Consider the following 19,703-nt stretch of genomic DNA (forward strand, 5'->3'; position numbering starts at 1 on the left):
CAGCTCTCCCGATCGGGACGGGCCCCGGATCCTTGCGGATCCGGGGCCCGTCCCGTTGCCGCTCAGCGGCTGCGCCGCCGAAAAGCCTCGATGGCGTCGAACTTGGCCAGGTTGTGCCTGGCGTCGGCGAGCGCGTCGTGCGCGTCGGCGGGGACCGGGGGCAGCTCGGGGCGGCCGTGCGCGTCCCAGTGCTGGCGCAGCTCGTTGGTGTAGCGCGGGAGCGCGGTCGGGAGCTCCACCATCGAGCCCCAGAGCTGGCAGAGCGCTACGTGGTCGTAGGCGGCGACCCAGGCCCAGAGCTCCGGCTGCACGGTGGGGCGGGGCAGGAAGAAGCGCTCCAGATCGGTCCGGATGCGCTCCCGGGAGCGGCGCAGCGGCGAGTGCGGCGGCGGCAGCTGCGGCAGCACGTGTCTGCGCACCCACGGCCCGGCCCTGGTCTCGTCGAATTCGGTGGAGACGGCGTAGTATTCGCGGCCGTCCTCGCAGACGACGCCGATCGAGACCAGGTCGATGGTGACGCCGTCCTCGATGAACTCGCAGTCGTAGAAGTAGCGCAGCGTGGCTCCTCGGCTCGGGCGGCGCCGTCGATCGGCACCGCCCGTTCACCCTATGCGGTGCCGCGGTACGTATCCTGAACTGGTGAATTGGACCGTCGACGTACCGATCGACCGCTTGCCGGAACTGCCGCCGCTCCCCTCGGAGCTGCGCAGGCGCCTGGACGCGGCGCTGGCGCGACCCGCGCTGCAGCAGCCGTCCTGGGATCCGGAGCAGGCCGCCCAGATGCGCACCGTGCTGGAGAGCGTGCCGCCCATCTGCGTGCCCGCCGAGGTGGAGGAGCTGCGCGAGCGGCTCGCCGAGGTGGCCCGCGGCGAGGCCTTCCTCATGCAGGGCGGCGACTGCGCGGAGACCTTCGCCGACAACACCGAGCCGCACATCCGCGGCAATATCCGCACCCTGCTGCAGATGGCCGTCGTGCTCACCTACGGCGCCAGCCTGCCGGTGGTGAAGGTGGCCAGGATCGCCGGGCAGTACGCCAAGCCGCGCTCCTCGGACACCGACGCGCTCGGGCTGACGTCGTACCGCGGCGACATGGTGAACTCGCTGGTCGCCGACGCGGCGCTGCGCGTGCACGACCCGTCCCGGCTGGTCCGCGCCTACGCCAATGCCAGCGCCGCCATGAACCTGGTGCGGGCGCTCACCGGCGCGGGCATGGCCGACCTGCACCGGGTGCACGACTGGAACCGCGACTTCGTCGCGCAGTCGCCGGCCGGCGCCAGGTACGAGGCGCTGGCCGAGGAGATCGACCGCGGGCTGCGCTTCATGACCGCCTGCCGGGTGAACGACCCCAGCCTGCAGCAGGCCAGGATCTACGCCAGCCACGAGGCGCTGGTCCTCGACTACGAGCGCGCCATGCTGCGGCTCGCGGAGAACGCCGCGGGCGAGCCGGTGCTCTACGACCTCTCCGCGCACTTCCTCTGGATCGGCGAGCGCACCAGGCAGCTGGACGGCGCGCACATCGCGCTGGCCGAGCTGCTGGCCAACCCGATCGGCATCAAGATCGGGCCGACCACCACGCCGGAGCTGGCGGTGGAGTACGTCGAGCGGCTCGACCCGAACAACGAGCCCGGCCGGCTCACCATCGTCTCCCGCATGGGCAACAGCCGGGTGCGCGACATCCTGCCGCCCATCGTGGAGAAGGTGCAGGCCACCGGGCACCAGGTGATCTGGCAGTGCGACCCCATGCACGGCAATACCCACGAGGCCTCGACCGGCTTCAAGACCAGGCACTTCGACCGGATCGTGGACGAGGTGCAGGGCTTCTTCGAGGTGCACCGCGGGCTCGGCACGCACCCCGGCGGGCTGCACATCGAGCTCACCGGCGAGGACGTCACCGAGTGCCTCGGCGGCGCCCAGGAGATCTCCGACCTGGACCTCTCCGGGCGCTACGAGACGGCCTGCGATCCGAGGCTCAATACCCAGCAGTCGCTGGAGCTGGCCTTCCTGGTCGCCGAGATGCTGCGGTAACTACGGCAGCGCGGTCAGCGCGATCATGGAGCCCGCCTCCACGTTCGCGCCGACGCCCGGCGTCTGCCCGATCACCACGGACCCGTCCGACGGGGTCAGCTGCCGCACCTGCACCTGCAACCCGAGCTGCTGGAGCTCGGCGCGGGCATTGCCGACGCTCTTGCCGACCACCAGCGGGATCTTCACCGCGTTCGAGACCAGCAGCACCACCGTGTCGCCGGACTGCAGCTGGGTGCCCGGCTGCGGGTCGGTGCCGATGGCCTTGCCGCCCTCGGTGCCGCGGTCGTACTGCTCCCTGGTCTCCGCGATCTCCAGCCCCGCGGCCTGCAGGATGCTCGCCGCCTCCTCGGTGCTGCGGCCGCTCACATCGGGCACCTTCACCGGTGTCGAGCCGCGGCTCTTGAAGACCTTGACCTGCCCGCCGGTCGGCAGCACCGTCCCCGGCGCCGGCTCGACCCTGGCCAGCGTGCCCTTCGGGGCGCTGCTCCCGGTCTCACCCGCGTCGACCGGGGTGAGCCCGGCATCACGGATGGCGCGGTTGATCGCGCCGATATCGGCGCCCGCGTTCGCCTCCGGCACCCGGGGCCTGCCGCTGGAGACCAGCACGCCGATCGTCGAGCCCTTGGTCACCCGGGACCCCGCCGAGGGATCGCTGCCGACCACGCCGCCCACCGGGACGGTGTCCGAGGCCTTCTGCCGGATCTCGGTCTCGAACCCGGCCTCGGTGAGCGCCGCCACCGCACGCTCGGTCGGCATCCCGGCGATCGCGGGCACCGCCTCGTAGCGGCCCGCGCCGAACCACCAGCCGCCGACCCCGACCACCAGCGTCAGCACCGCGACCAGCGCCACCCAGAGCCAGACCGTGCGCTTCTGCCGGTGCGGGTCGCCCGCGTACGGGTACTGCTGCTGCTCGTAGGGGTCGTAGCGGCGCGGCTCCGGCAGCCCCGGCTCATGGTGCATCGCGGTGCCGTGGTCCACCGGCCGGGCCGCCGTCTGCACCCGGGTGTGCTGCGGCTGCTGCTGCGGGGGCGGTGGCATCTCGGCGACGCGCCTGCTCGAGCTGGTGTGCTCGGCGGACTCCCTGGGCGCGGGCACCCGGTAGGCGGGCAGCGCCAGCGCGGCCGCGATGCCGCGCAGCTCGGCGGCCATCTCCACGGCGTCGGCGAAACGGTGGCTCGGCTCGCGCGCGGTGGCGCGGGCCACCAGCCGGTCGAATTCCGGGGGCACGCCCTCGATGAAGGCGCTCGGCGGCGGCACATCGTTCTCGATGCGCTGGTAGGCGATCGACAGCGAGGTGTCGCCGGTGAACGGCGCCCGGCCGGTGAGCAGCTCGAAGATCAGGATGCCGAAGGCGTAGACGTCGGAGCGGGCGTCCGCGGTGCCGCTGGTGACCTGCTCGGGGGAGAGGTAGGCGGCGGTGCCGAGGATGACGCTCGCCGAGGTCGTCGTCGCCGCCGCGACCGCGCGAACCAGCCCGAAATCAGCGATCTTCACCTCGCCCGCGTCGGAGATGAGCACGTTCTCCGGCTTGATGTCGCGGTGCACCAGCCCCGCCCGGTGCGCGACCCCCACCGCGCCCAGCGCCGGCTCGGCCACCGCGCGCACCGCGTGCGGCGGCATCGGCCCGCGCTCGCGCAGCAGCTCGCGCAGCGTGCCGCCCTCCACCAGCTCCATGATCAGGAACGGGTGCTCCCCGTCCACGCCCTGGTCGTACACCGCCACCAGCGACGGATGCTTGAGCTTGGCCACCGACCGCGCCTCGAACTCGAACCGGGCCAGAAACTGCGGATCGGAGGCGAAGCGCGGATCCATCACCTTGATCGCGACCGGGCGGTCCAGCCGGGTGTCGACGCCGCGGAAGACCGTCGACATCCCGCCCCGGGCGATCGGCGCATCGATGCGATAACGCCCTTCGAGCATCTGGCCGATCACGTGTTCCTCCGGATTCCGAACGTCCACCCCTCGCGTGCCGCGCGGCGGGCGATGCGGCCGCCCGGTGCGGCCGGTGTCGATGGTATCGGCGCGACGGTCGCGGGTGGATCACGACGTGCGGGAACCGACCGTCTACCGTAGTTGCCCGTGAGTTCCTTTCCCTGCAGCGAGGATGTGCTTCCGGCCGACGTCGAGCTGCTGAACCTGCCCGATGTCGCCGAGCAGCTCGGTATCCCGGTCACCCGGGTGCACCAGATGCTGCGCGATCACCAGTTGCTCGCCGTCCGCCGGGACGGGGTCGCCGGGGTGCCCGCGCGGTTCTTCGACCGTGATGGGGCCGTTGTCCGGATGCTTCCCGGGTTGATCACCGTCATGCGGGACGGGAAGTACACCGACGAGGAGATTCTGGAGTGGGTGTTCACCGACGATCCGACGTTGCCGGGGAAGCCGGTGGATGCGTTGCACGGGGATTTGGCGCGGGAGGTCGTGCGCCGGGCCGCGGCAGACCCGTTCTGATCAGGTCTCAGCGGCTTACCCATAGGCCGAGGAGTTCGCGCGCCTCGGGCACCGCGGAGTGCGGCCGCACGAGGGCGATCACGTCGGCCAGACGTCGCTGCAATCGGGCCGATGCCAGCTCCGTGATGGTGGCGAAGGTGTCGGTGAGCTGGCCGCAGGCGGCGGCGACGTCGCCGCTCCGGATCAGATTGTGCGTCAGATGCAGCTGCCAGGAGGCCCGCTCGCGCGGCCAGGCGCTGGAACCGGCGATCGCGTCCCTGAAGTGCGCGACGGCGGCGGCGTGGTCACCGATGCGCATGTGGGCCTTGCCGGATACGCCGCTCATCTCCGCCTGGGGCAGGTACACCCAGCCGGGATCGAACCCGCGGCTGGAGTCGTAGGCGCGGAACGCGCGTGAGACGGCCCTGGCCATCTCGACCCGGTCGCCGCGCGCGCCGTTCGCCTCCGCCTCGCGCAGCGCCATCAGCGCGCGAAGTCCTGGTCCGCCGCGCTTCGCCGCAGCCCGGGTGGCTGCCTGCGCGTACTGCACCGCCAGCCGGTCACCGCTCGTCTCGGAACCGAGCCGGTTGACCATGAGGTGACTGGCATTGCCGAGTGCGTGCGCGGCGGCGATGCCGTCATCAGCGGCCGTGGCGGTCTGGGCGGCTTCGGTGTAGTAGCGGGCGGCTTTGCCGGGGTGTCCGGAGTCGTACTCCACCCACCCGGCGGCGGTCATCAGCTCGGCCGTTGTGCCAGCCAGCTCCTGGCCGACCGCGTCACTGTAGCTGCCTGCGCCGAGCAGCTGCCTGGCGTAGCGCACCTGGCCCGCTGCGAGGCCGCGCAGCCGGTCACCGCCGAGTACCAGGTCCAGGCTGTGGAGCTGCTCGACGCTGTCGGCGAGGGCGGCGATATCGGAGGCGCCGATACGTGGCGTGCCGGATGTTCCGAGGGCGCTCGGCGCGGTTGCGACACCCGCCACCGCGCCCGCGCCGATGGCTCCGGCTCTGAAGAATTCGCGTCGCTGCACGTCCGCCTCCTCTTCGTCCTCCGTCACCAGTATGGCAAGGGGGATGTGGAGTGCGCGGGCTACGCGACGGAGCACGCGGACATCGTGGATCGCGGAGCCGTCGTGCTCCAGCTGGGGATCGCGGGCTGGGTGTACCCGAGCACGGAACCCAGCTCTGCCTGGGTCATGCCGATGGATCGGCGTACTCGTCGGATGACCTCGCCGGTGGTCATACGCATACCGCTCACCCCCTGCACGAAGACTACGCCCCCGCGATCTCCGGGAACCGCTGACCGGCAGGGGATTTCGGCACTGCCCCGTCCGTATACCGGTTTCTAATATCCCAGTACAACCGCCGATTCCGGCCGGTTCACGTCCGGTCAGACCGTTTACGGTCGATTCCGCACCCGGTACCGGGCGTCGCCGAGGTGGCTGTCGACATCGGCGCATCGGCCCCGCAAACGGTGTCGGAGTCGGTGGCTTCCGCCCCCGGTGCCGGGTGCGCTTCTGTCGGTGCAGGCGCTGGAAGGGCAAGAGCCATGACGGAGGACGCGCCACGGCGGCCGGTGTCGAGCGGCGATACACCCGTCCAAACCGCCCTCCTCGGATCGCGAAGGATGCGCCGAGTCTCTCCACTGCCGGACGAGCCCGACGTCCGGCTGTCGATATCGCTGCATGGGACCTGGTTCGACTTCGCGGCCTGCACAACGGCCGCGCTGCTCTTCGTCCAGGAGCACGAGCAGCGGCACTACGTCGAGGCGGTCAGCGTCGCCGCCTCCGGCACCGCCGATCTGCCGCGACTGCCGAACGAGCGGTTGTACCTGGAGCCGTAGTTACCTGGAACCACAGGTGGCTCAATGCACCACATCGAGGTAGGTGTGCAGGTCGGTGGGGCTGGTGGCTTCGTTGGTCACCGCCGGCGGCCTTCTTCGCCGCATAGACCTCGGTCAGCGAGGCGGTGATGTCGGTCGTCCACTCGATGCGCAGCTCGATCTCGGCCGGGTCGATGCCGTCCATGATGACGGTGAGGTCGCGAGCCATCACGTCGACCTGGCGTCAGGTTGGGCGCCTGTGTGACGCGGTCGACCTCGGGCACCTCAATCGACCAGGCATCCTCGTCGCGGGTCACCTTCGCGGTGTAGGCCTTGCTCACTTCCACCAGCCCGCTCCGAGTTTCGGTGCGCACCGCTTGTAGATCGCGCGCGTGGTGATCTCGCGCACGCCGCAGTGGAGTTCAGCAGCGAGCGGTTCAACTGTTCAAGCCGAGGCTAGGCAGCTGAGCTCGGGAAAACGGCTCTCCCAGGCACGCCGGATCCCTACCGGAAGCCAGATATCAGACCACAGCCGCTTCAACGTCGACGCATCGAGATATGTGTGCAGGTCGGCAGGGCTGGCGGCTTCGTTGATGACCGCGCGATACAGATCGACGATCCTGCCGGGACGATCGAGGTCGTAGATGGCGCATCCCGACCAGTCGAGGTGCACAGGAAGGTGGACGATGCCAGCGGTTGGGCCGGTGAGCAGGCGCAGGTCGTCGGGAACTACAGCGGGCTTGCTGTAGCGAGTTCCGTCAATCCGGGCGTCGCTCATCAGCTACTCCTCGCGGTGCAGTCGTCGAGTCGGCGGCTCAAGAGAGCGCGAAGGCCGGGTCCCGTCGTCCGGCGGGGATCCCGGCCTCACTTCCTCGCACCCCGCAGGGGGAGGCTGCACGACCACTGTAGAGGGTTAGGTGTGTGCCGGGACGACCGTCGGCGTGGTCACGGCGGACCGCGTCGAACGCAGGCGCAGTGGATCGACCGTACGCAACGACAGCGCCGCGACGACAGCGGCGAAGACGGCTAGCGCCACGTGCCAGAAGTTGTACAACCCGATAGAACCATCCGGCTGAAAAACCAGCATGAGCCAGGTACACAACCCCACCAGCACCTGCAGCGTGCCCAAAGAAAGGGCGAAACCGGCGGCGAGGGCGAGCGGCCAGGAGTAGTACCAGGGCAGCGCGGCGGGGGAGAGGATGACGATCGCGACGAAGGCGATCATGATCCCGGCTACCGCCTCGCGCTCGCTGTCCTTGAACCGCCACCACGTCCAGGCCAGCACGGCGACCAGGGCGAGCATGCAGAGCAGCCGGGTGATGTCGAGCACCTGCCCGATCTGCAGCGGGGAGATCCAGGTGAGGGCGTGCGCCATGACGGTCGGCAGCGAGAGCCAGTTGATGATCTTCTTCGAGCCGGAGAGCGCGGTGAGCCAGCCGATGCCGACCCCGGCCAGCGCGGAGGCCGCGACGAAGACCACGGCGAAGACGCCGAGCCCGAGCCCGGCGATCTTGGCGAACATGAGCGTGGGGTGCGGCAGCTCGGCGCTCTCGGAGTCGTCCCCTGCGGCTCGCTGGGCGGCGCGCCGCTCGCGTTCGTGGATCATCCAGATCCAGACCAGGAAGGGCAGTGCGACGCCTGCGGTGGCCTTGATGGCGACGCCGATCGCGACCACCACGATTCCGGCCACGTGGTGCCGCTCCAGGACCAGCGCGATGGCGGCGCAGAGCAGCCCGACCATGAGCATCTCGTTGTGCACGCCGCCGATCAGGTGGATGAGCACCAGCGGGTTCAGTACCGCGAGCCAGAGCGCGACGGTCGGTTTGCCGCCGAGGTGCTTCGTCAGGTACGGCACCGCCCACATCATGAGCGCGAGGCCGGGCAGCATGACCAGGCGCAGCGCGATGGTGCCGGTGACCACGTTGTCCCCGGTGAGCATGGTGATGGCGCGGCCGAGGAGCAGGAAGATGGGGCCGTAGGGGGCGGTGGTGGTGGTCCAGACGGGGCTGACGTTGTCCAGCAGCACGCCGGGGTTGGCGACCGGGCCGACCTGGTACGGGTCGAAGCCGTCGCGCAGCAGCGCGCCCTGGGCCAGGTAGGAGTAGGCGTCGCGGCTGAACATGGGCACGGCGAAGAGCAGCGGGAAGATCCAGATCCCGACGATGGCGCGCAGCTCGTTCAGCGTCACCGAGGAGCGCACGCCGCCGGTGCCGAGGGTGAGCCGGCCGAGCCGCACCCACCCGGTGATCATGAGCAGCACGCCGATCCAGATCAGGATGGTGGAGAGCGCGTAGCCGTGCCCGAAGCGCAGCCAGGAGAGGTGCGCGGCCTCCAGCAGCGGATCGCGCTTGCGCACGCTGCCCGCGCCGAACCCGCCGAAGGTGATCATGACCGCGCCGGCCAGCCCGAGCAGCGCGGCGTGCCCCTCGGGGCTGCGCAGGAAGTCGGCGGCCACCCGCATCCGCCCGCGCGGGTGTGCGGCGCCTGCGGCGGGGGTCACGGTGGACAGGGTTTCGGTCATCGGTCTCGGGACGTGTCGGGGGAAGCCATCCGGAGCGGGTCCCCCCGTCGTGGTCGGCGGTCGCAACCGCGGAGCGAATAGGTCTGCGCCGGCATCACCGGGCCGGTACGGCTGCCCAGTTTACGAGCCGCCCTGGAGACCCTAACCCGCCGGTGCGCGGGGATCGAGCCGGGCGGGCACCGCGGCCCCGGTGATCCGTTGCGCCGCGAGCTTTCCGGAGAGCAGCGCGGTGGGCACCCCGACCCCCGGCGTGGTGCCGCAGCCTGCCAGCACGACGTTGTCGTACCGGCGCGGCAGGTTGCGCGGGCGGAAGGGCCCGGTCTGCCGGAAGAGGTGCGCCGCGGAGAACGGGCTGCCCGCCAGCATGCCGCGGGCGAGCCAGGTCGCCGGGGTGTCGAGGTGGTCGACGGCGAAGTGGCGGGAGATGCCGGTGTAGCCGCGGGTCTCCAGCAGCGCGAGCAGCTCGCGCAGGTACGCGGGGCCGAGGCGGTCCCAATCCAGGGGCGCCGCGGTGAGGTTCGGGCAGGGGGCGAGCAGGGAGAAGGGCTCGGCGGGACCGTCGGGGCGCTGGATGAGGAGCGCCGGGTCGGTGAGCGCGGGGCGGGTGAGCAGCAGTGAGGGGTCGTTCATCAGCCTGCCCCGGCCGCGGGCGGCGGTGATCTCGGCGAAGGTGCGCTCCCAGGCGGCGCCGAAGTCGATGGTGTGGTGCGCCTGGATCGGCCAGCGCGCGGCGACCGCGGCGGGCACGGTGCCGTGCGCGACCACCGCCGACGGCGAGGCGCGCAGCCCCGGTCTGCGGCGCAGCCCGAAGCGGCCGAGCTCGCCGAGGTCGGCGGTGAGCACGAGGGCGTCGCAGGGGAGCTCGGAGCCGTCGGCGAGCCGGACCGCGGTTGCGCGGCGGCCGCGGCGGGTCACGCCCGCGGCCTCGGTGTTCAGCCGCAGCGTGCCGCCCGCCGCGGTGAGCGCGCCCGCCATCGAGGCGGCGATGGCGCGCATGCCGCCCTCGGGGTAGTAGACGCCGAGTGAGGTGTCCATGTGCGGGATGGCGCCGTAGACGGCGAGCGCCTGCGCGGGGGCGGTGCCCGCGTACAGCGCCTGGAAGGTGAAGACCCGGGCGATCCGCGGGTCCCGGACGAAGCGGGCCACCGCGGGGCCGAGCCTGCCGAAGCCGCCCAATCGGAGCAGGCGGAGCAGCGCGGCGCGCTTGGCCGGGTAGCGGACCATGTCCAGGGCGGAGTCGAAGTTGGTGTCCATGAACTCGCCGTACTCGGCCCGGTAGATCCGGGCCAGCCAGGCGCGCAGGGCGCGGTAGCCGCGGGCCGCCTCGGGGCCGGCGAAGCGGTCCACCTCGGCGGCCATGGCGTCCGGGTCGGCGTAGACGCGCAGGTCGGCGCCGTCGGCGAAGCGGGCGTGGTAGCTGGGGGTGAGCGGGCGCATCCGGAGTGGGGGGTCGCACTGCTCGGGGGTGCTGCCTACCGCGGCCAGGGCCTCGGTGACCAGTTCGGGGAGGGTGAGGACGGTGGCGCCGGAGTCGATCTCGTAGTCCGGGCCGCGGTAGCGGCCGACCCGGCCGCCGGGGTGGTCGGCGCGCTCCAGCACGGTGACGCGGTGCCCGGCGCCGGTCAGGTAGAGCGCGGCGGCGAGGCCGGCGAGGCCCGCGCCGACCACGACCACCCGTTCGGGGTGGCCTTGGACGGTGGCGGGCGCGGGCCCGCGGGTCATGCGTCGAGCAGTTCGGCGATTCCCGCCAGAGTGCGGTCCTCGGCCTCGCGGTCGCGGGCGATCTGCAGGGCGCGGTACTCGATCTCGAACTCGTCCGGCTCGGGTTCCGGGCGGCGCTGGGTGATGCGGCGCTGGCGGGCGATCAGCGGGCGCGGTTCATCGTCCGTGTGGACCAGGTCGTCGGCGTCGTACTCCGCGCCGGTCGCGGCGCCGGCGGCAGCCGCGGCGGCGTGCTTCGCGCCGGTCTCCGCAGCGGCGTCCTGGTGGAGACCGGCGCCGCGCTCGCGCGCGCCGTGCGCCGCACCCTCCACGCGAGCGGTGTCGGCATCGCGGCTCTCGTCGTGCGCGGCGGCATCGCCGGTCTCGCGGCCGGCGGCCGGCTCACGGCCGTCGGTGCGATCCCGGTCGGGGCCGGGCTCGAACCCGGTCTCCGGCTCGAACTCCCCGCTGGGGAACCCGGCGGGGACGACGACCGTGCGCCTGCGGCGGCCGGTGGGGATGGTGCGCGGCGCGGGCAGCCCGGCGCCGAGCACGACCCGGCGTTCGCCGGGCGCGGGGCCGGGCCTGCGGCTGCCCCGCGGTGCGGGCGGGCAGCTGCCGACGACGATCACTCGGTCCTGCGGGGCGACGAAGGCTCTCATAGGGCTCTCCTGGTGGCGGCCAGCGCCATCGCGCGCAACTGCGCTTTCGCGACGGGCTCGGCCGAGCTGGATTCGAGCGCGGCCAGACCGCGCTCGGTGAGGTCGGTGATGCGGGCCTCCACGTCGTCGACCGCACCCAGGTCGACGAGCAGCTCCCGCAGCAGCGCCACCTCGTCGGCACCGAGATCGGTGCCGATCCGGGAGCGCAGCAGTCGGGCGGCGGCCGGGTCGGTGGCGTCGGCGCGGCGCAGCGCCTCGGCCAGCAACACGGTGCGCTTGCCCTCGCGCAGATCGTCACCGGACGGCTTGCCGGTGACCTCGGGGTCGCCGAACACCCCGAGCAGGTCGTCGCGGAGCTGGAAGGCGACGCCGATGTCCGTGCCGAACGTCCGGTACGCCGCGACCAGCTCGGGGCCGGCGTCGGCCAGCGCCGCACCGAGGTGCAGCGGACGTTCGATGGTGTAGGCCGCGGTCTTGAACTCGTTGATGCGCAGCGCCGCCGCGACCGTCTCGTCGCCGCCCGCCTCGCCCTGGATGTCGAGCAGCTGCCCGCCGAGCACCTCGGTGCGCATGCGCGCCCACACCGGGGCGAACCTGGTGAACGCGGCCGGGTCAAGCCCCGCCCCGTTCACCATGTCGTCGGCCCAGGCCAGCGCGAGATCGCCGACCAGGATCGCCACCGAGACGCCGAAGTGCGCCGGGTCGCCGAGCAGCGCCCGCTCCCGGTGCCGCTGCTCGAAGTCGACGTGCACGGTGGGGAAGCGGCGCCGGGTCCGCGACGAATCGATGATGTCGTCGTGGATCAGCGCGCAGGCCTGCACCAGCTCCAGCGCCGCGCAGGCGCGCAGTACGCCGGGGGCGTCGGGGCCGTCCGGGTCGCCGCCCGCGCCGAGCCAGCCGGTCCACGCGAACGAGGGCCTGGTTCGCTTGCCGCCGCGCAGCACGAAGTCGCGCAGCACGTCGGCGGATTCGGTGAAGGGCGGGCCGAGCGGCTCGACCAGTGCCGTTCTGCTCTCGAAGAACTCGACCAGTGCGCCCTCGACGGCGGTGACGAAGGCGCGCAGCGCCGGCCGGGGGTCGGGCGCCGCGAGGGTTGCCGTCGCCGCGGCGGCGCGCCCGGTGGCGACGGGCGACGGGGTGCCTGGTCCGGCGGACAGGGGAACCTCCCGGGATCGGTTCTCGACGGCCGGTGCGGGCACGACGACGTGCCCGCACAGATCTGCTCGGGGCATGACGGCAGGCACGATCGATGCACAGCCGTCTGCCCGTAGGATACGCGCTCCCGCTCGAGCCCTGCACAGCGGCGGGCAGGGCGGGTGCCCGTCGGATACGCGGCGGCGCCGTTTCCGGCCCCGCACAGCGGCGGGGGCCGGGCGCGCCCCGGCCTCTACACTGGGCCGGTGACTGTGGACGATCTGGGGGGACGGCGGGCGTCGGGCACACCGTCGGTGGTGCGGAGCCTGCGGACGCACGGGCAGCGGCTGGTGCCGTTCTCGGTGGAGTTCAATCCGCCGCGGGACGCGGCGGCCGAGGCGAAGCTGTGGCGTGCGGTGCGCGAGTTCGAGCGCATGCACCCGGCCTTCGTCTCCATGACCTACGGCGCGGGCGGCTCCACCCGGGATCGCACGGTGCGGGTGACCGGGCAGCTGGCGGGGGAGACCACACTGCTTCCGGTGGCGCACCTGACCGCGGTCTCGCACAGCGTCGCCGAGCTGCGCGCGCTGGTGGGGTCGTACGCCGACGCCGGGATCTGCAATGTGCTGGTACTGCGCGGCGACCCGCCCGGCGATCCGCTCGGCGAGTGGGTGCGGCACCCGGACGGCGTCGAGTACGCCGAGGAGCTGGTGCGGATCGTGCGCGACCTCGGCGATTTCCACGTCGGGGTGGCCTCCTTCCCGCAGGGGCACCACCGGTCGCCGGATCTGGACCACGACACCAGGCACCTGGCCGCCAAGCTGCGGGCCGGCGCCGAGTACTCGATCACCCAGATGTTCTTCGACGTCGAGCACTACCTGCGGCTGCGCGACCGGCTGGTGGCGCTCGACCCGGAGCAGGGCGCCAAGCCGATCATCCCCGAGCTCATGCCGATCACCTCGCTGCGCACCGTGCGCCGGGCCGAGGAGCTGTGCGGGCGGCCGCTGCCCGCCGCCGTCGTCGACCGGCTCACCGCGGCCGCCGGGGACGGGCCCGAGGAGGATCGGGCCGCGGTCCGGGCCGCCGGGATCGAGATCGCCACCGAGATGGCGCAGCGGTTGATCGACGAGGGCGCGCCCTGCCTGCACTTCATCACGCTGAACTTCGCGAAAGCTACGACCGAGGTGCTGACGAACCTCGGGTACGGGGTGACGGCGGCGCCGGTCTCGGCGTAGGGGGTTCCGGCGCCGCGGGTCCCGGTCAGGCCGCGCCGGACTGGGGAGAGTCGAGTTGTTCGCCGCGGGCGGCCCATGCCTCGGCGAGCAGGCGGTGCGACTCCAGGCGGTGCTGGTGGTCGAAGGCGATGGTCGTGGCCAGGACCTCGTTGGCGTTGCTGACCCGGCGCAGCGCCGCCAGGCGGGCGGCGACATCGTGCGCGGTGCCGACGAAGCGGGTGGCGATCCGATCCTCGACAAGCTTCTCCTGCTCGTCGGTGAGCGGCGGTACCGAATCCGGCGCGAGGTAGTCGGCGGCGCCCGCACCGCTGCGGATGCTGTACACCCAGTGCCCGTACCCGCGGGCCCGGTACCGCGCCGTCTCCTCGTCCGGCCCGACGAGCACGTCGGCGGAGATCACCGCGTAGGGCTCGGCGAGCACCGCCGAGGGGCGGAAGGCGGCCCGGTAGGCGGCGATGGCGTCCAGCGCGCTGCCCGGCGCGACGTGGTAGGCGGCGGCGAAGGGCAACCCGAGCCGCCCGGCCAGCTCCGCGCTCTCCCCGGCCGAGCTGCCGAAGATCCACAGCGCGACCTGCGCGCCCTCGCCGGGCACCGCGTGCAGCGCGACCCCGTCGCCGGTGACGAAGCTGCCGTCGAGGAGCCCGCGGATCTGCTCGACCTGCTCCGGGAAGTCCAGCGGCTGCGCCCCCGGCAGTTGCAGCGCCTGCAAAGCGGCGACGAAGCGCGAGCGGTCGGTGATTCGCCCGGGGTCGAAGGGCGGCGGCACCACGACGCCGTCGCGCACCTCGGTGCCGCGCGGCGCCGCCGGTTTGCCCGCCTCCGACCCGAACTGCGCCTTCCGGTGCCCGGAGCGCCCGATGCCGAGATCCAGCCGGTCCGGGTACAGCGCGTCGATGGTGCCGAACGCCTCCACCACCGAGGCCGAGGTGTGGTGCCCGACCTGCACCGCGGCGGTGCCGACCCGGATCCGCTCGGTGGCGGCGGCGACCAGCCCGAGCAGCGTCACCGAGGACGAGCTGGCCACCCGCACGAAGTGGTGCTCGGCCAGCCAGTACCGGTGGTAGCCCCACCGTTCCGCCTGCCGCGCGAGGTCGACGGTGTCGCGCAGCGCCTGCGCGGCGGTGCTGCCCGCGCTGATCGGCGACAGATCGAGGATGGAGAGCGGAATGCTCATGAGCTCTGCTCCGTCCGCGGATCCTGCTCGCCCGCTTCGATCGCCACCCGGAGCCGGTTGCGCTCCGGGGCCACCGGGCAGGTCGCGTAGGCGGTGAAGGCGCAGGGCAGGTTGGTGGCCCGGTTGAAGTCGAGCACGACCGTGCCGTCCGCGGCCGGGGCCGCGATGCTCAGCGCCCGCGCGCCGGGGTAGCTGGTGATGCCGCTGGTGGCGTCGGTGAAGAGCACCCGCAGGTCGTCGCCTGCGCCGAAGGCGACCAGCTGCTCGGTGACGCCGTTCAGCTCGAACTCGACGGTGCCGACCGCGGTGTGGTGGTGCTCCAGCCCCGGCACCACAGCGCCGGTGGTCACCTGCTCCGGCTCGGCGAACCGGGTGAACCGGCCCGCGACGACCCACTCGGCGGCGGGCGGGTAGGACGGGATGTCCCGGAAGGTGACCAGCGCGGGCGAGGCCGGGTCGTGCACCCGGACCGCGTACTGCCCGGTGCGCCGGATGATCTCCAGCACCCGGTCGTCGTGGCGCACGGTGATACCGGGCGCGGCCTCCAGCGGCCGCACGATGTGCACGCCGGCGATCCGGGTGCCCTCGTGGTCCAGCCGGTCGCCGGGGCGGGCGGTGATGAAGACCTTGTCGTCGGTCACCCACCAGGTGCCGGGGAGGCCGTCGATGCGCTCGGGGGCGTCGGTGAGCCAGTGCAGCGCGGTGAGGCTGAGGAAGCCGAGCGGGTCGCGCAGCCGGTCGACGCGGGCGTGGTGCCAGCGCTCCCACTCGCGGGCGAAGTGGGTGGCCGAATCGGTGGTGACGGCGGTCATGACGCGCGGACTCCTTCGCTGCGGTGTTCGGAAACCGGGGGACGGCGGCGCTGCCGCTGGGCCGGGTGCGCGAGCCCGAGGTGCTCGCGCAGGGTGCTGCCGGTGTACTCGGTGCGGAAACTGCCGCGCTCCTGCAGCTCCGGCACCACCCGGTCGACGAATTCGTCCAGGCCGTGCGGGGTCAGGTGCGGCACCAGGATGAAGCCGTCCGAGGCGTCGGTCTGCACGTAGGTGTCGATCTGCTCGGCGACGCCCGCCGGGGTGCCGACGAACTGCTGCCGGGAGGTGACCTCGATGACCAGCTGCCGGATCGTGAGGTTCTCCGCTTCGGCCTTGGCCCGCCACTCCTCGGCGACCGCGAGCGGGTCCTTGCGGTGCCGCACCCGGCCCCGGGTGATGGTGACGTCGCCGGAGGGCTCGACCTCGGGCAGCGGGCCGTCCGGGTCGTAGCCGGAGAGGTCGCGGCCCCACACCTGCTCCAGGAAGGAGATGGCGGTCTGCGGGCTCACCTGCTGCAACCGGATCTGCGCGGCGCGCTCGTGCGCCTCGGCGTCGGTGTCGCCGAGCACGAAGGTGGCGGCGGGCAGGATCTTGAGCTCGTCCCGCTCCCGGCCGTACTTGGCCAGCCGGTCCTTGACGTTCGCGTAGAAGGCCCGGCCCGCCTCCAGGGTGCCGTGGCCGGTGAAGATGGCGTCGGCGGAGCGGGCGCCGAACTCGCGGCCGCCGTCCGAGTCGCCGGCCTGCAGCAGCACCGGGTGCCCCTGCGGGCTGCGCGGCAGCACGAAGCGGCCGGTGAATTCGATGTGCTCGCCGTGGAAGGCGGTCTCCGGCACGTCGCGGGCGAAGATGCCCGCTGCCCGGTCGACGGTGAGCGCGTCCTCGGGCCAGGCGTCCCAGAGCGCGCGGGCGGCATCCACCACCTCGGCGGCGCGCTGGTAGCGCTGCTCGTAGTCGAGGTAGCCGCCGCGCCGGAAGTTCTCGCCGGTGAAGGCGTCGGAGGAGGTCACCACGTTCCAGGCGGCCCGGCCGCCGGAGAGGTGGTCCAGCGAGGCGAACTGCTTGGCCAGCTCGAACGGCTCGTTGAAGGTGCTGTTGATGGTGCCGGCGAGCCCGAGCTTCTCGGTGACGCCGGCCAGCGCGTCCAGCACGGTGAAGGTGTCGGGGCGGCCGACCACGTCCAGGTCGTGGATGCGGCCCAGGTGCTCGCGCAGCCGCAGCCCCTCGGCCAGGAAGAAGAAGTCGAAGAGGCCGCGCTCGGCGGTCTCGGCCAGGTGCTTGAACGAGGCGAAGTCGACCTGGCTGCCGGACTCCGGGGTGCTCCACACCGTGGTGTTGTTGACGCCGGGGAAGTGCGCCGCCAGGTGCACCTGCTTCTTCCTGGTGGTCATCGTGCTCCTCCGAGTGCGTAGCGGCTGGCCGGGCGGGCCAGCCCGAGTCGGTCGCGCAGGGTGGCGCCGGACTCCGGCGGGGTGTGGCCGAGCCTGCCGAGCGCGGGCAGCGCGGCGGCCAGCGCCAGCGGGCGCAGGACAACGCCGTCGACGGCGCCGGCGAGCGCGACCAGGGTGGCGCGCAGGGTGTCGGTGGTGCCGATGTGCGCGGCGGCGGTCTCGGCGGGGTGCCAGCCGTTCAGCTCGGCGACCTCGGCCTCGGCCTGTTCGACCGTGGCGGCGAGGTGGATGTCGAGGTCGGCGAGCACGAACACGGTCTCCGGGTCCCGGCCCGCCGCCGTGACCGCGGCTCGGAGCTGGTCGCGCTGCGCGGCCAGCGCCTCCGGCTCGGCGGTGCCCACCCGGATCAGGTCGGCGCGCTGTACGGCGACGGCGGTGGCCGGGTCGTCGGCGGCGCCCGCGCGGACGGCGACGATCGGCTGCCCCTGCGGCGAGCGCGGGGTGATGGAAGGCCCCTTGACGGAGAAGTTGTCGCCCGCGAAGTCGATGTAGTGCAGCTTCTCCCGGTCGATGAAGCGGCCGGTGGGGATATCGCGGATCTCCGCGTCGTCCTCCCAGCTGTCCCAGAGCCGCACCGTGACCTCGATCGCCTCGTCCGCCTCGTGCCAGAGCGCGGGGTGGCCCTGCTCCGGCTTGCGGCCGAAGGCGGCGGCCTGCTCGGCGCCGGGCGAGACGGTGACCTCCCAGCCGGCCCGGCCCAGGCTCGCGAAATCCAGCGCCTGAATGGATTTCGACAGGTGGAAGGGCTCGGTGTGGGTGACCGCGCCCTGCGGCACCAGCCCGATCCGGCGGGTGCGGGCGGCGACCCGCGCGGTTACGGCGACCGCGTCGAGCCGCCCCCTGGTGACGCCGGGGCCGCCCTGCTGCAGGGCGAAGGAGTCGGGGACGAAGAGCAGGTCGGCGCCGGCCGCCTCCAGCGCGGCCGCGGCGTCGGCCCAGTAGCCGCCGGTGAAGAGCTCCTCGGCGCGGGAGTCGGGGCGGCGCCAGGACGCGGGGTGGACGCCGGTGCCCGCCGCCTCGATCCCGAGCAGGAAGGGAACGCTCACAGTGTCTCCTTTTCCGGGCCGGGGAGCCCCGCGGCCGGGCGCGGGCCCGGCGCGGCGGAGAGCTCCGTTCGCGGCCGCGGGACCGCGGCCAGCAGTTCGCGGGTGTACTCGTGCTCCGGGGTCGCGAAAAGGGCGGCGGTTCGGCCGGTCTCGACGATCCGGCCGTGCCGCATGACCGCCACCCGGTCGCTGATCCGGCGCACCACCGCGAGGTCGTGCGAGATGAAGAGGTAGGCGAGCCCGAGCCGCCGCTGCAGGTCGTCCAGCAGGGCCAGGATCTGCGCCTGCACCGAGGCGTCGAGCGCGGAGACCGGCTCGTCCAGTACCAGGAGCTCGGGGTGCAGCGCGAGGGCGCGGGCGATGGCCACCCGCTGCCGCTGCCCGCCGGAGAGCTCCGCCGGACGCCGCCCGGCGAAGCCGGAGCCGAGCCCGACCTGCTCCAGCAGCTCCCCGACCCGCGCGGTGCGCGCCGCCCGATCGCCGGTGCGGTACGCGCGCAGCGGCTCGGCCACGATGTCGGCCACCCGCTGCCGCGGGTCCAGCGAGCCGTACGGATTCTGGTACACGATCTGGAAACGCCTGCGCAGCTCGCGTAATTTCCGGCCGCGCAGCGCGGTCAGCGGCTGCCCGTCGAATTCGACGGTGCCCGCGTCCGGGTCGGCGAGCCGCAGCGCCAGCCGCGCGGTGGTCGACTTGCCGGAGCCGGACTCGCCGACCAGCGCCAGCGTCTCGCCGCGATCCAGCTCGAGGGAGACACCGTCCACCGCGGTCAGCGCGGCGCCGCCGAGCCGGAACCGCTTGCGCAGCCCGGTGATCCGCAGCAGCGGTTGGTCCGCGCGCTCGCGCTCGGCGCGGCCGGGGCCCGACGCGGCCAGGCCGGGGGAGGAGTCGAGCAGCTCGCGGGTGTAGGGGTGCTCCGGCGCGCTGAGCAGCCGCGCGGTCGGCCCCTCCTCGACCACGGCGCCATCGCGCAGCACGACGAGGCGGTCCGCGCGCTCGGCGGCGGTGGCCAGGTCGTGGGTGATGAGCAGGACGGCGGCGCCGCGGGCGGCGGTGCGCTCGGTGAGCCGGTCCAGCACCCGGCGCGCGACGGTGGCGTCGAGCGCGCTGGTCGGCTCGTCGGCGATCACCAGGTCGGGGGAGCAGGCCAGCGCGGTCGCGATCAGCACCCGCTGGCGCTGGCCGCCGGAGAGCTGGTGCGGGTACTGCTTCGCGCGGTCCGCCGGGCGGTCGAGCCCGGCCTCTCCGAGCAGCTCGACGGCGCGCTCGGCGGCATCGCGACGGGTGGCCCTGCCGTGGACCAGCAGCGCCTCGGCCACCTGGCCGCCGATGCGCTGCACCGGGTTCAGCGAGAGCCCGGGGTCCTGCGGCACGAAACCGATGCGCGCGCCGCGCAGTTCGCGCAGCGCCCGCTCGGAGCGGTGGTCCACCGGCTCGCCGTCGAACTCCACGGCGCCGCCGTCGATCTCGGCGCTCGCCGGAAGCAGCCCGATCACCGCCTGCGCGAGCGTGGACTTGCCGGAGCCGGATTCGCCGACCAGCGCCACCACCTCACCGGGGTGCAGCGTCAGCGAGACGCCGTCCAGCGCGGTCACCGGCCCGTCGCCGGTGCGGTAGCGGACGCGCAGGTCGGTGACGCGCAGCAGCGCGGTGCGGACCGGATCGATGACGGCGGTCATGCGGTACCTCCGCGCGTCATC

Annotated in this window: 18 protein-coding genes; 5 read left to right on the plus strand and 13 right to left on the minus strand. The window is 73.1% G+C overall.

Features of this window, described 5'->3' with window-relative positions; genetic code table 11:
• Window positions 1-62 precede the first annotated feature (62 nt).
• The gene (locus tag AB0H71_RS18285) at window positions 63-557 is read right to left on the minus strand and encodes a polyadenylate-specific 3'-exoribonuclease AS (RefSeq protein WP_357021986.1); all 495 of its coding nucleotides are present in this window, start codon (window positions 555-557) and stop codon (window positions 63-65) included.
• Window positions 558-639: 82 nt separating this feature from the next.
• On the opposite strand from AB0H71_RS18285, the gene AB0H71_RS18290 reads away from it, so the two are divergent.
• Complete coding sequence (locus tag AB0H71_RS18290) at window positions 640-2,025, plus strand: class II 3-deoxy-7-phosphoheptulonate synthase (RefSeq protein ID WP_357021798.1); 1,386 nt, start codon at window positions 640-642, stop codon at window positions 2,023-2,025.
• On the opposite strand, the gene pknB is transcribed toward AB0H71_RS18290, so the two are convergent.
• Entirely contained in the window at window positions 2,026-3,945 is a 1,920-nt protein-coding gene (pknB, locus tag AB0H71_RS18295) for a Stk1 family PASTA domain-containing Ser/Thr kinase (protein WP_357021800.1), read from the minus strand.
• 159 nt (window positions 3,946-4,104) lie between these two features.
• On the opposite strand from pknB, the gene AB0H71_RS18300 reads away from it, so the two are divergent.
• Entirely contained in the window at window positions 4,105-4,473 is a 369-nt protein-coding gene (locus AB0H71_RS18300; protein ID WP_357021802.1) for an Rv2175c family DNA-binding protein, read from the plus strand.
• 7 nt (window positions 4,474-4,480) lie between these two features.
• Here the strand turns inward: AB0H71_RS18300 and AB0H71_RS18305 are convergent, their stop codons facing one another.
• A complete protein-coding gene (locus AB0H71_RS18305) occupies window positions 4,481-5,554 on the minus strand; it encodes a hypothetical protein (RefSeq protein WP_357021805.1) in 1,074 nt (357 codons plus the stop codon).
• A gap of 521 nt (window positions 5,555-6,075) precedes the next feature.
• On the opposite strand from AB0H71_RS18305, the gene AB0H71_RS18310 reads away from it, so the two are divergent.
• Window positions 6,076-6,291 (plus strand): hypothetical protein, encoded by a 216-nt coding sequence (locus AB0H71_RS18310; protein WP_357021807.1) that lies wholly within the window; start codon window positions 6,076-6,078, stop codon window positions 6,289-6,291.
• 64 nt (window positions 6,292-6,355) lie between these two features.
• A complete protein-coding gene (locus AB0H71_RS18315) occupies window positions 6,356-6,535 on the plus strand; it encodes a hypothetical protein (RefSeq protein ID WP_357021810.1) in 180 nt (59 codons plus the stop codon).
• Window positions 6,536-6,715: 180 nt separating this feature from the next.
• Here the strand turns inward: AB0H71_RS18315 and AB0H71_RS18320 are convergent, their stop codons facing one another.
• The 5 genes from AB0H71_RS18320 to AB0H71_RS18340 all read right to left on the minus strand — a co-directional run bounded on the left by AB0H71_RS18320 (window position 6,716) and on the right by AB0H71_RS18340 (window position 12,386).
• Window positions 6,716-7,048, minus strand: a complete 333-nt coding sequence (locus AB0H71_RS18320) for a hypothetical protein (protein ID WP_357021813.1) — start codon at window positions 7,046-7,048, stop codon at window positions 6,716-6,718.
• Between the two features lie 135 nt (window positions 7,049-7,183).
• The gene (locus tag AB0H71_RS18325; protein ID WP_357021989.1) at window positions 7,184-8,731 is read right to left on the minus strand and encodes an alpha-(1->6)-mannopyranosyltransferase A; all 1,548 of its coding nucleotides are present in this window, start codon (window positions 8,729-8,731) and stop codon (window positions 7,184-7,186) included.
• 201 nt (window positions 8,732-8,932) lie between these two features.
• Window positions 8,933-10,513, minus strand: a complete 1,581-nt coding sequence (crtI, locus tag AB0H71_RS18330) for a phytoene desaturase family protein (protein ID WP_357021816.1) — start codon at window positions 10,511-10,513, stop codon at window positions 8,933-8,935.
• Complete coding sequence (locus AB0H71_RS18335) at window positions 10,510-11,154, minus strand: hypothetical protein (RefSeq protein WP_357021818.1); 645 nt, start codon at window positions 11,152-11,154, stop codon at window positions 10,510-10,512. Before AB0H71_RS18335 ends, crtI begins: the two co-directional genes overlap by 4 nt.
• Entirely contained in the window at window positions 11,151-12,386 is a 1,236-nt protein-coding gene (locus AB0H71_RS18340; RefSeq protein WP_357021821.1) for a polyprenyl synthetase family protein, read from the minus strand. Before AB0H71_RS18340 ends, AB0H71_RS18335 begins: the two co-directional genes overlap by 4 nt.
• Before the next feature lie 216 nt (window positions 12,387-12,602).
• On the opposite strand from AB0H71_RS18340, the gene AB0H71_RS18345 reads away from it, so the two are divergent.
• Window positions 12,603-13,523, plus strand: coding sequence for a methylenetetrahydrofolate reductase (locus AB0H71_RS18345; RefSeq protein ID WP_357021992.1), 921 nt, complete (start codon window positions 12,603-12,605; stop codon window positions 13,521-13,523).
• A 25-nt stretch (window positions 13,524-13,548) separates the two neighbouring features.
• Here the strand turns inward: AB0H71_RS18345 and AB0H71_RS18350 are convergent, their stop codons facing one another.
• Genes AB0H71_RS18350 through AB0H71_RS18370 form a run of 5 tightly spaced genes read right to left on the minus strand, consistent with a single transcriptional unit; the run spans window position 13,549 to window position 19,682 of the window.
• The gene (locus AB0H71_RS18350; protein WP_357021824.1) at window positions 13,549-14,697 is read right to left on the minus strand and encodes an LLM class flavin-dependent oxidoreductase; all 1,149 of its coding nucleotides are present in this window, start codon (window positions 14,695-14,697) and stop codon (window positions 13,549-13,551) included.
• Window positions 14,694-15,509, minus strand: coding sequence for a DUF1684 domain-containing protein (locus AB0H71_RS18355; RefSeq protein ID WP_357021826.1), 816 nt, complete (start codon window positions 15,507-15,509; stop codon window positions 14,694-14,696). The genes AB0H71_RS18350 and AB0H71_RS18355 overlap by 4 nt, the downstream gene beginning before the upstream one ends.
• The gene (locus tag AB0H71_RS18360) at window positions 15,506-16,897 is read right to left on the minus strand and encodes an NtaA/DmoA family FMN-dependent monooxygenase (RefSeq protein ID WP_357021829.1); all 1,392 of its coding nucleotides are present in this window, start codon (window positions 16,895-16,897) and stop codon (window positions 15,506-15,508) included. Before AB0H71_RS18360 ends, AB0H71_RS18355 begins: the two co-directional genes overlap by 4 nt.
• Window positions 16,894-18,003 (minus strand): LLM class flavin-dependent oxidoreductase, encoded by a 1,110-nt coding sequence (locus AB0H71_RS18365; protein ID WP_357021832.1) that lies wholly within the window; start codon window positions 18,001-18,003, stop codon window positions 16,894-16,896. The genes AB0H71_RS18360 and AB0H71_RS18365 overlap by 4 nt, the downstream gene beginning before the upstream one ends.
• Entirely contained in the window at window positions 18,000-19,682 is a 1,683-nt protein-coding gene (locus AB0H71_RS18370) for an ABC transporter ATP-binding protein (RefSeq protein WP_357021834.1), read from the minus strand. Before AB0H71_RS18370 ends, AB0H71_RS18365 begins: the two co-directional genes overlap by 4 nt.
• Window positions 19,683-19,703 lie beyond the last annotated feature (21 nt).

It is taken from the genome of Nocardia sp. NPDC050697, from assembly GCF_040654395.1.
Taxonomy (GTDB): domain Bacteria; phylum Actinomycetota; class Actinomycetes; order Mycobacteriales; family Mycobacteriaceae; genus Nocardia.

Bases quoted from the DNA above. Each gene is read 5' to 3' on its own strand.
- pknB (WP_357021800.1), bottom strand. From the start codon at position 3,945: ATGCTCGAAGGGCGTTATCGCATCGATGCGCCGATCGCCCGGGGCGGG.
- AB0H71_RS18310 (WP_357021807.1), top strand. From the start codon at position 6,076: ATGCGCCGAGTCTCTCCACTGCCGGACGAGCCCGACGTCCGGCTGTCG.
- AB0H71_RS18320 (WP_357021813.1), bottom strand. From the start codon at position 7,048: ATGAGCGACGCCCGGATTGACGGAACTCGCTACAGCAAGCCCGCTGTA.
- AB0H71_RS18325 (WP_357021989.1), bottom strand. From the start codon at position 8,731: ATGCGGGTGGCCGCCGACTTCCTGCGCAGCCCCGAGGGGCACGCCGCG.
- crtI (WP_357021816.1), bottom strand. From the start codon at position 10,513: ATGACCCGCGGGCCCGCGCCCGCCACCGTCCAAGGCCACCCCGAACGG.
- AB0H71_RS18335 (WP_357021818.1), bottom strand. From the start codon at position 11,154: ATGAGAGCCTTCGTCGCCCCGCAGGACCGAGTGATCGTCGTCGGCAGC.
- AB0H71_RS18340 (WP_357021821.1), bottom strand. From the start codon at position 12,386: ATGCCCCGAGCAGATCTGTGCGGGCACGTCGTCGTGCCCGCACCGGCC.
- AB0H71_RS18350 (WP_357021824.1), bottom strand. From the start codon at position 14,697: ATGAGCATTCCGCTCTCCATCCTCGATCTGTCGCCGATCAGCGCGGGC.
- AB0H71_RS18355 (WP_357021826.1), bottom strand. From the start codon at position 15,509: ATGACCGCCGTCACCACCGATTCGGCCACCCACTTCGCCCGCGAGTGG.
- AB0H71_RS18360 (WP_357021829.1), bottom strand. From the start codon at position 16,897: ATGACCACCAGGAAGAAGCAGGTGCACCTGGCGGCGCACTTCCCCGGC.
- AB0H71_RS18370 (WP_357021834.1), bottom strand. From the start codon at position 19,682: ATGACCGCCGTCATCGATCCGGTCCGCACCGCGCTGCTGCGCGTCACC.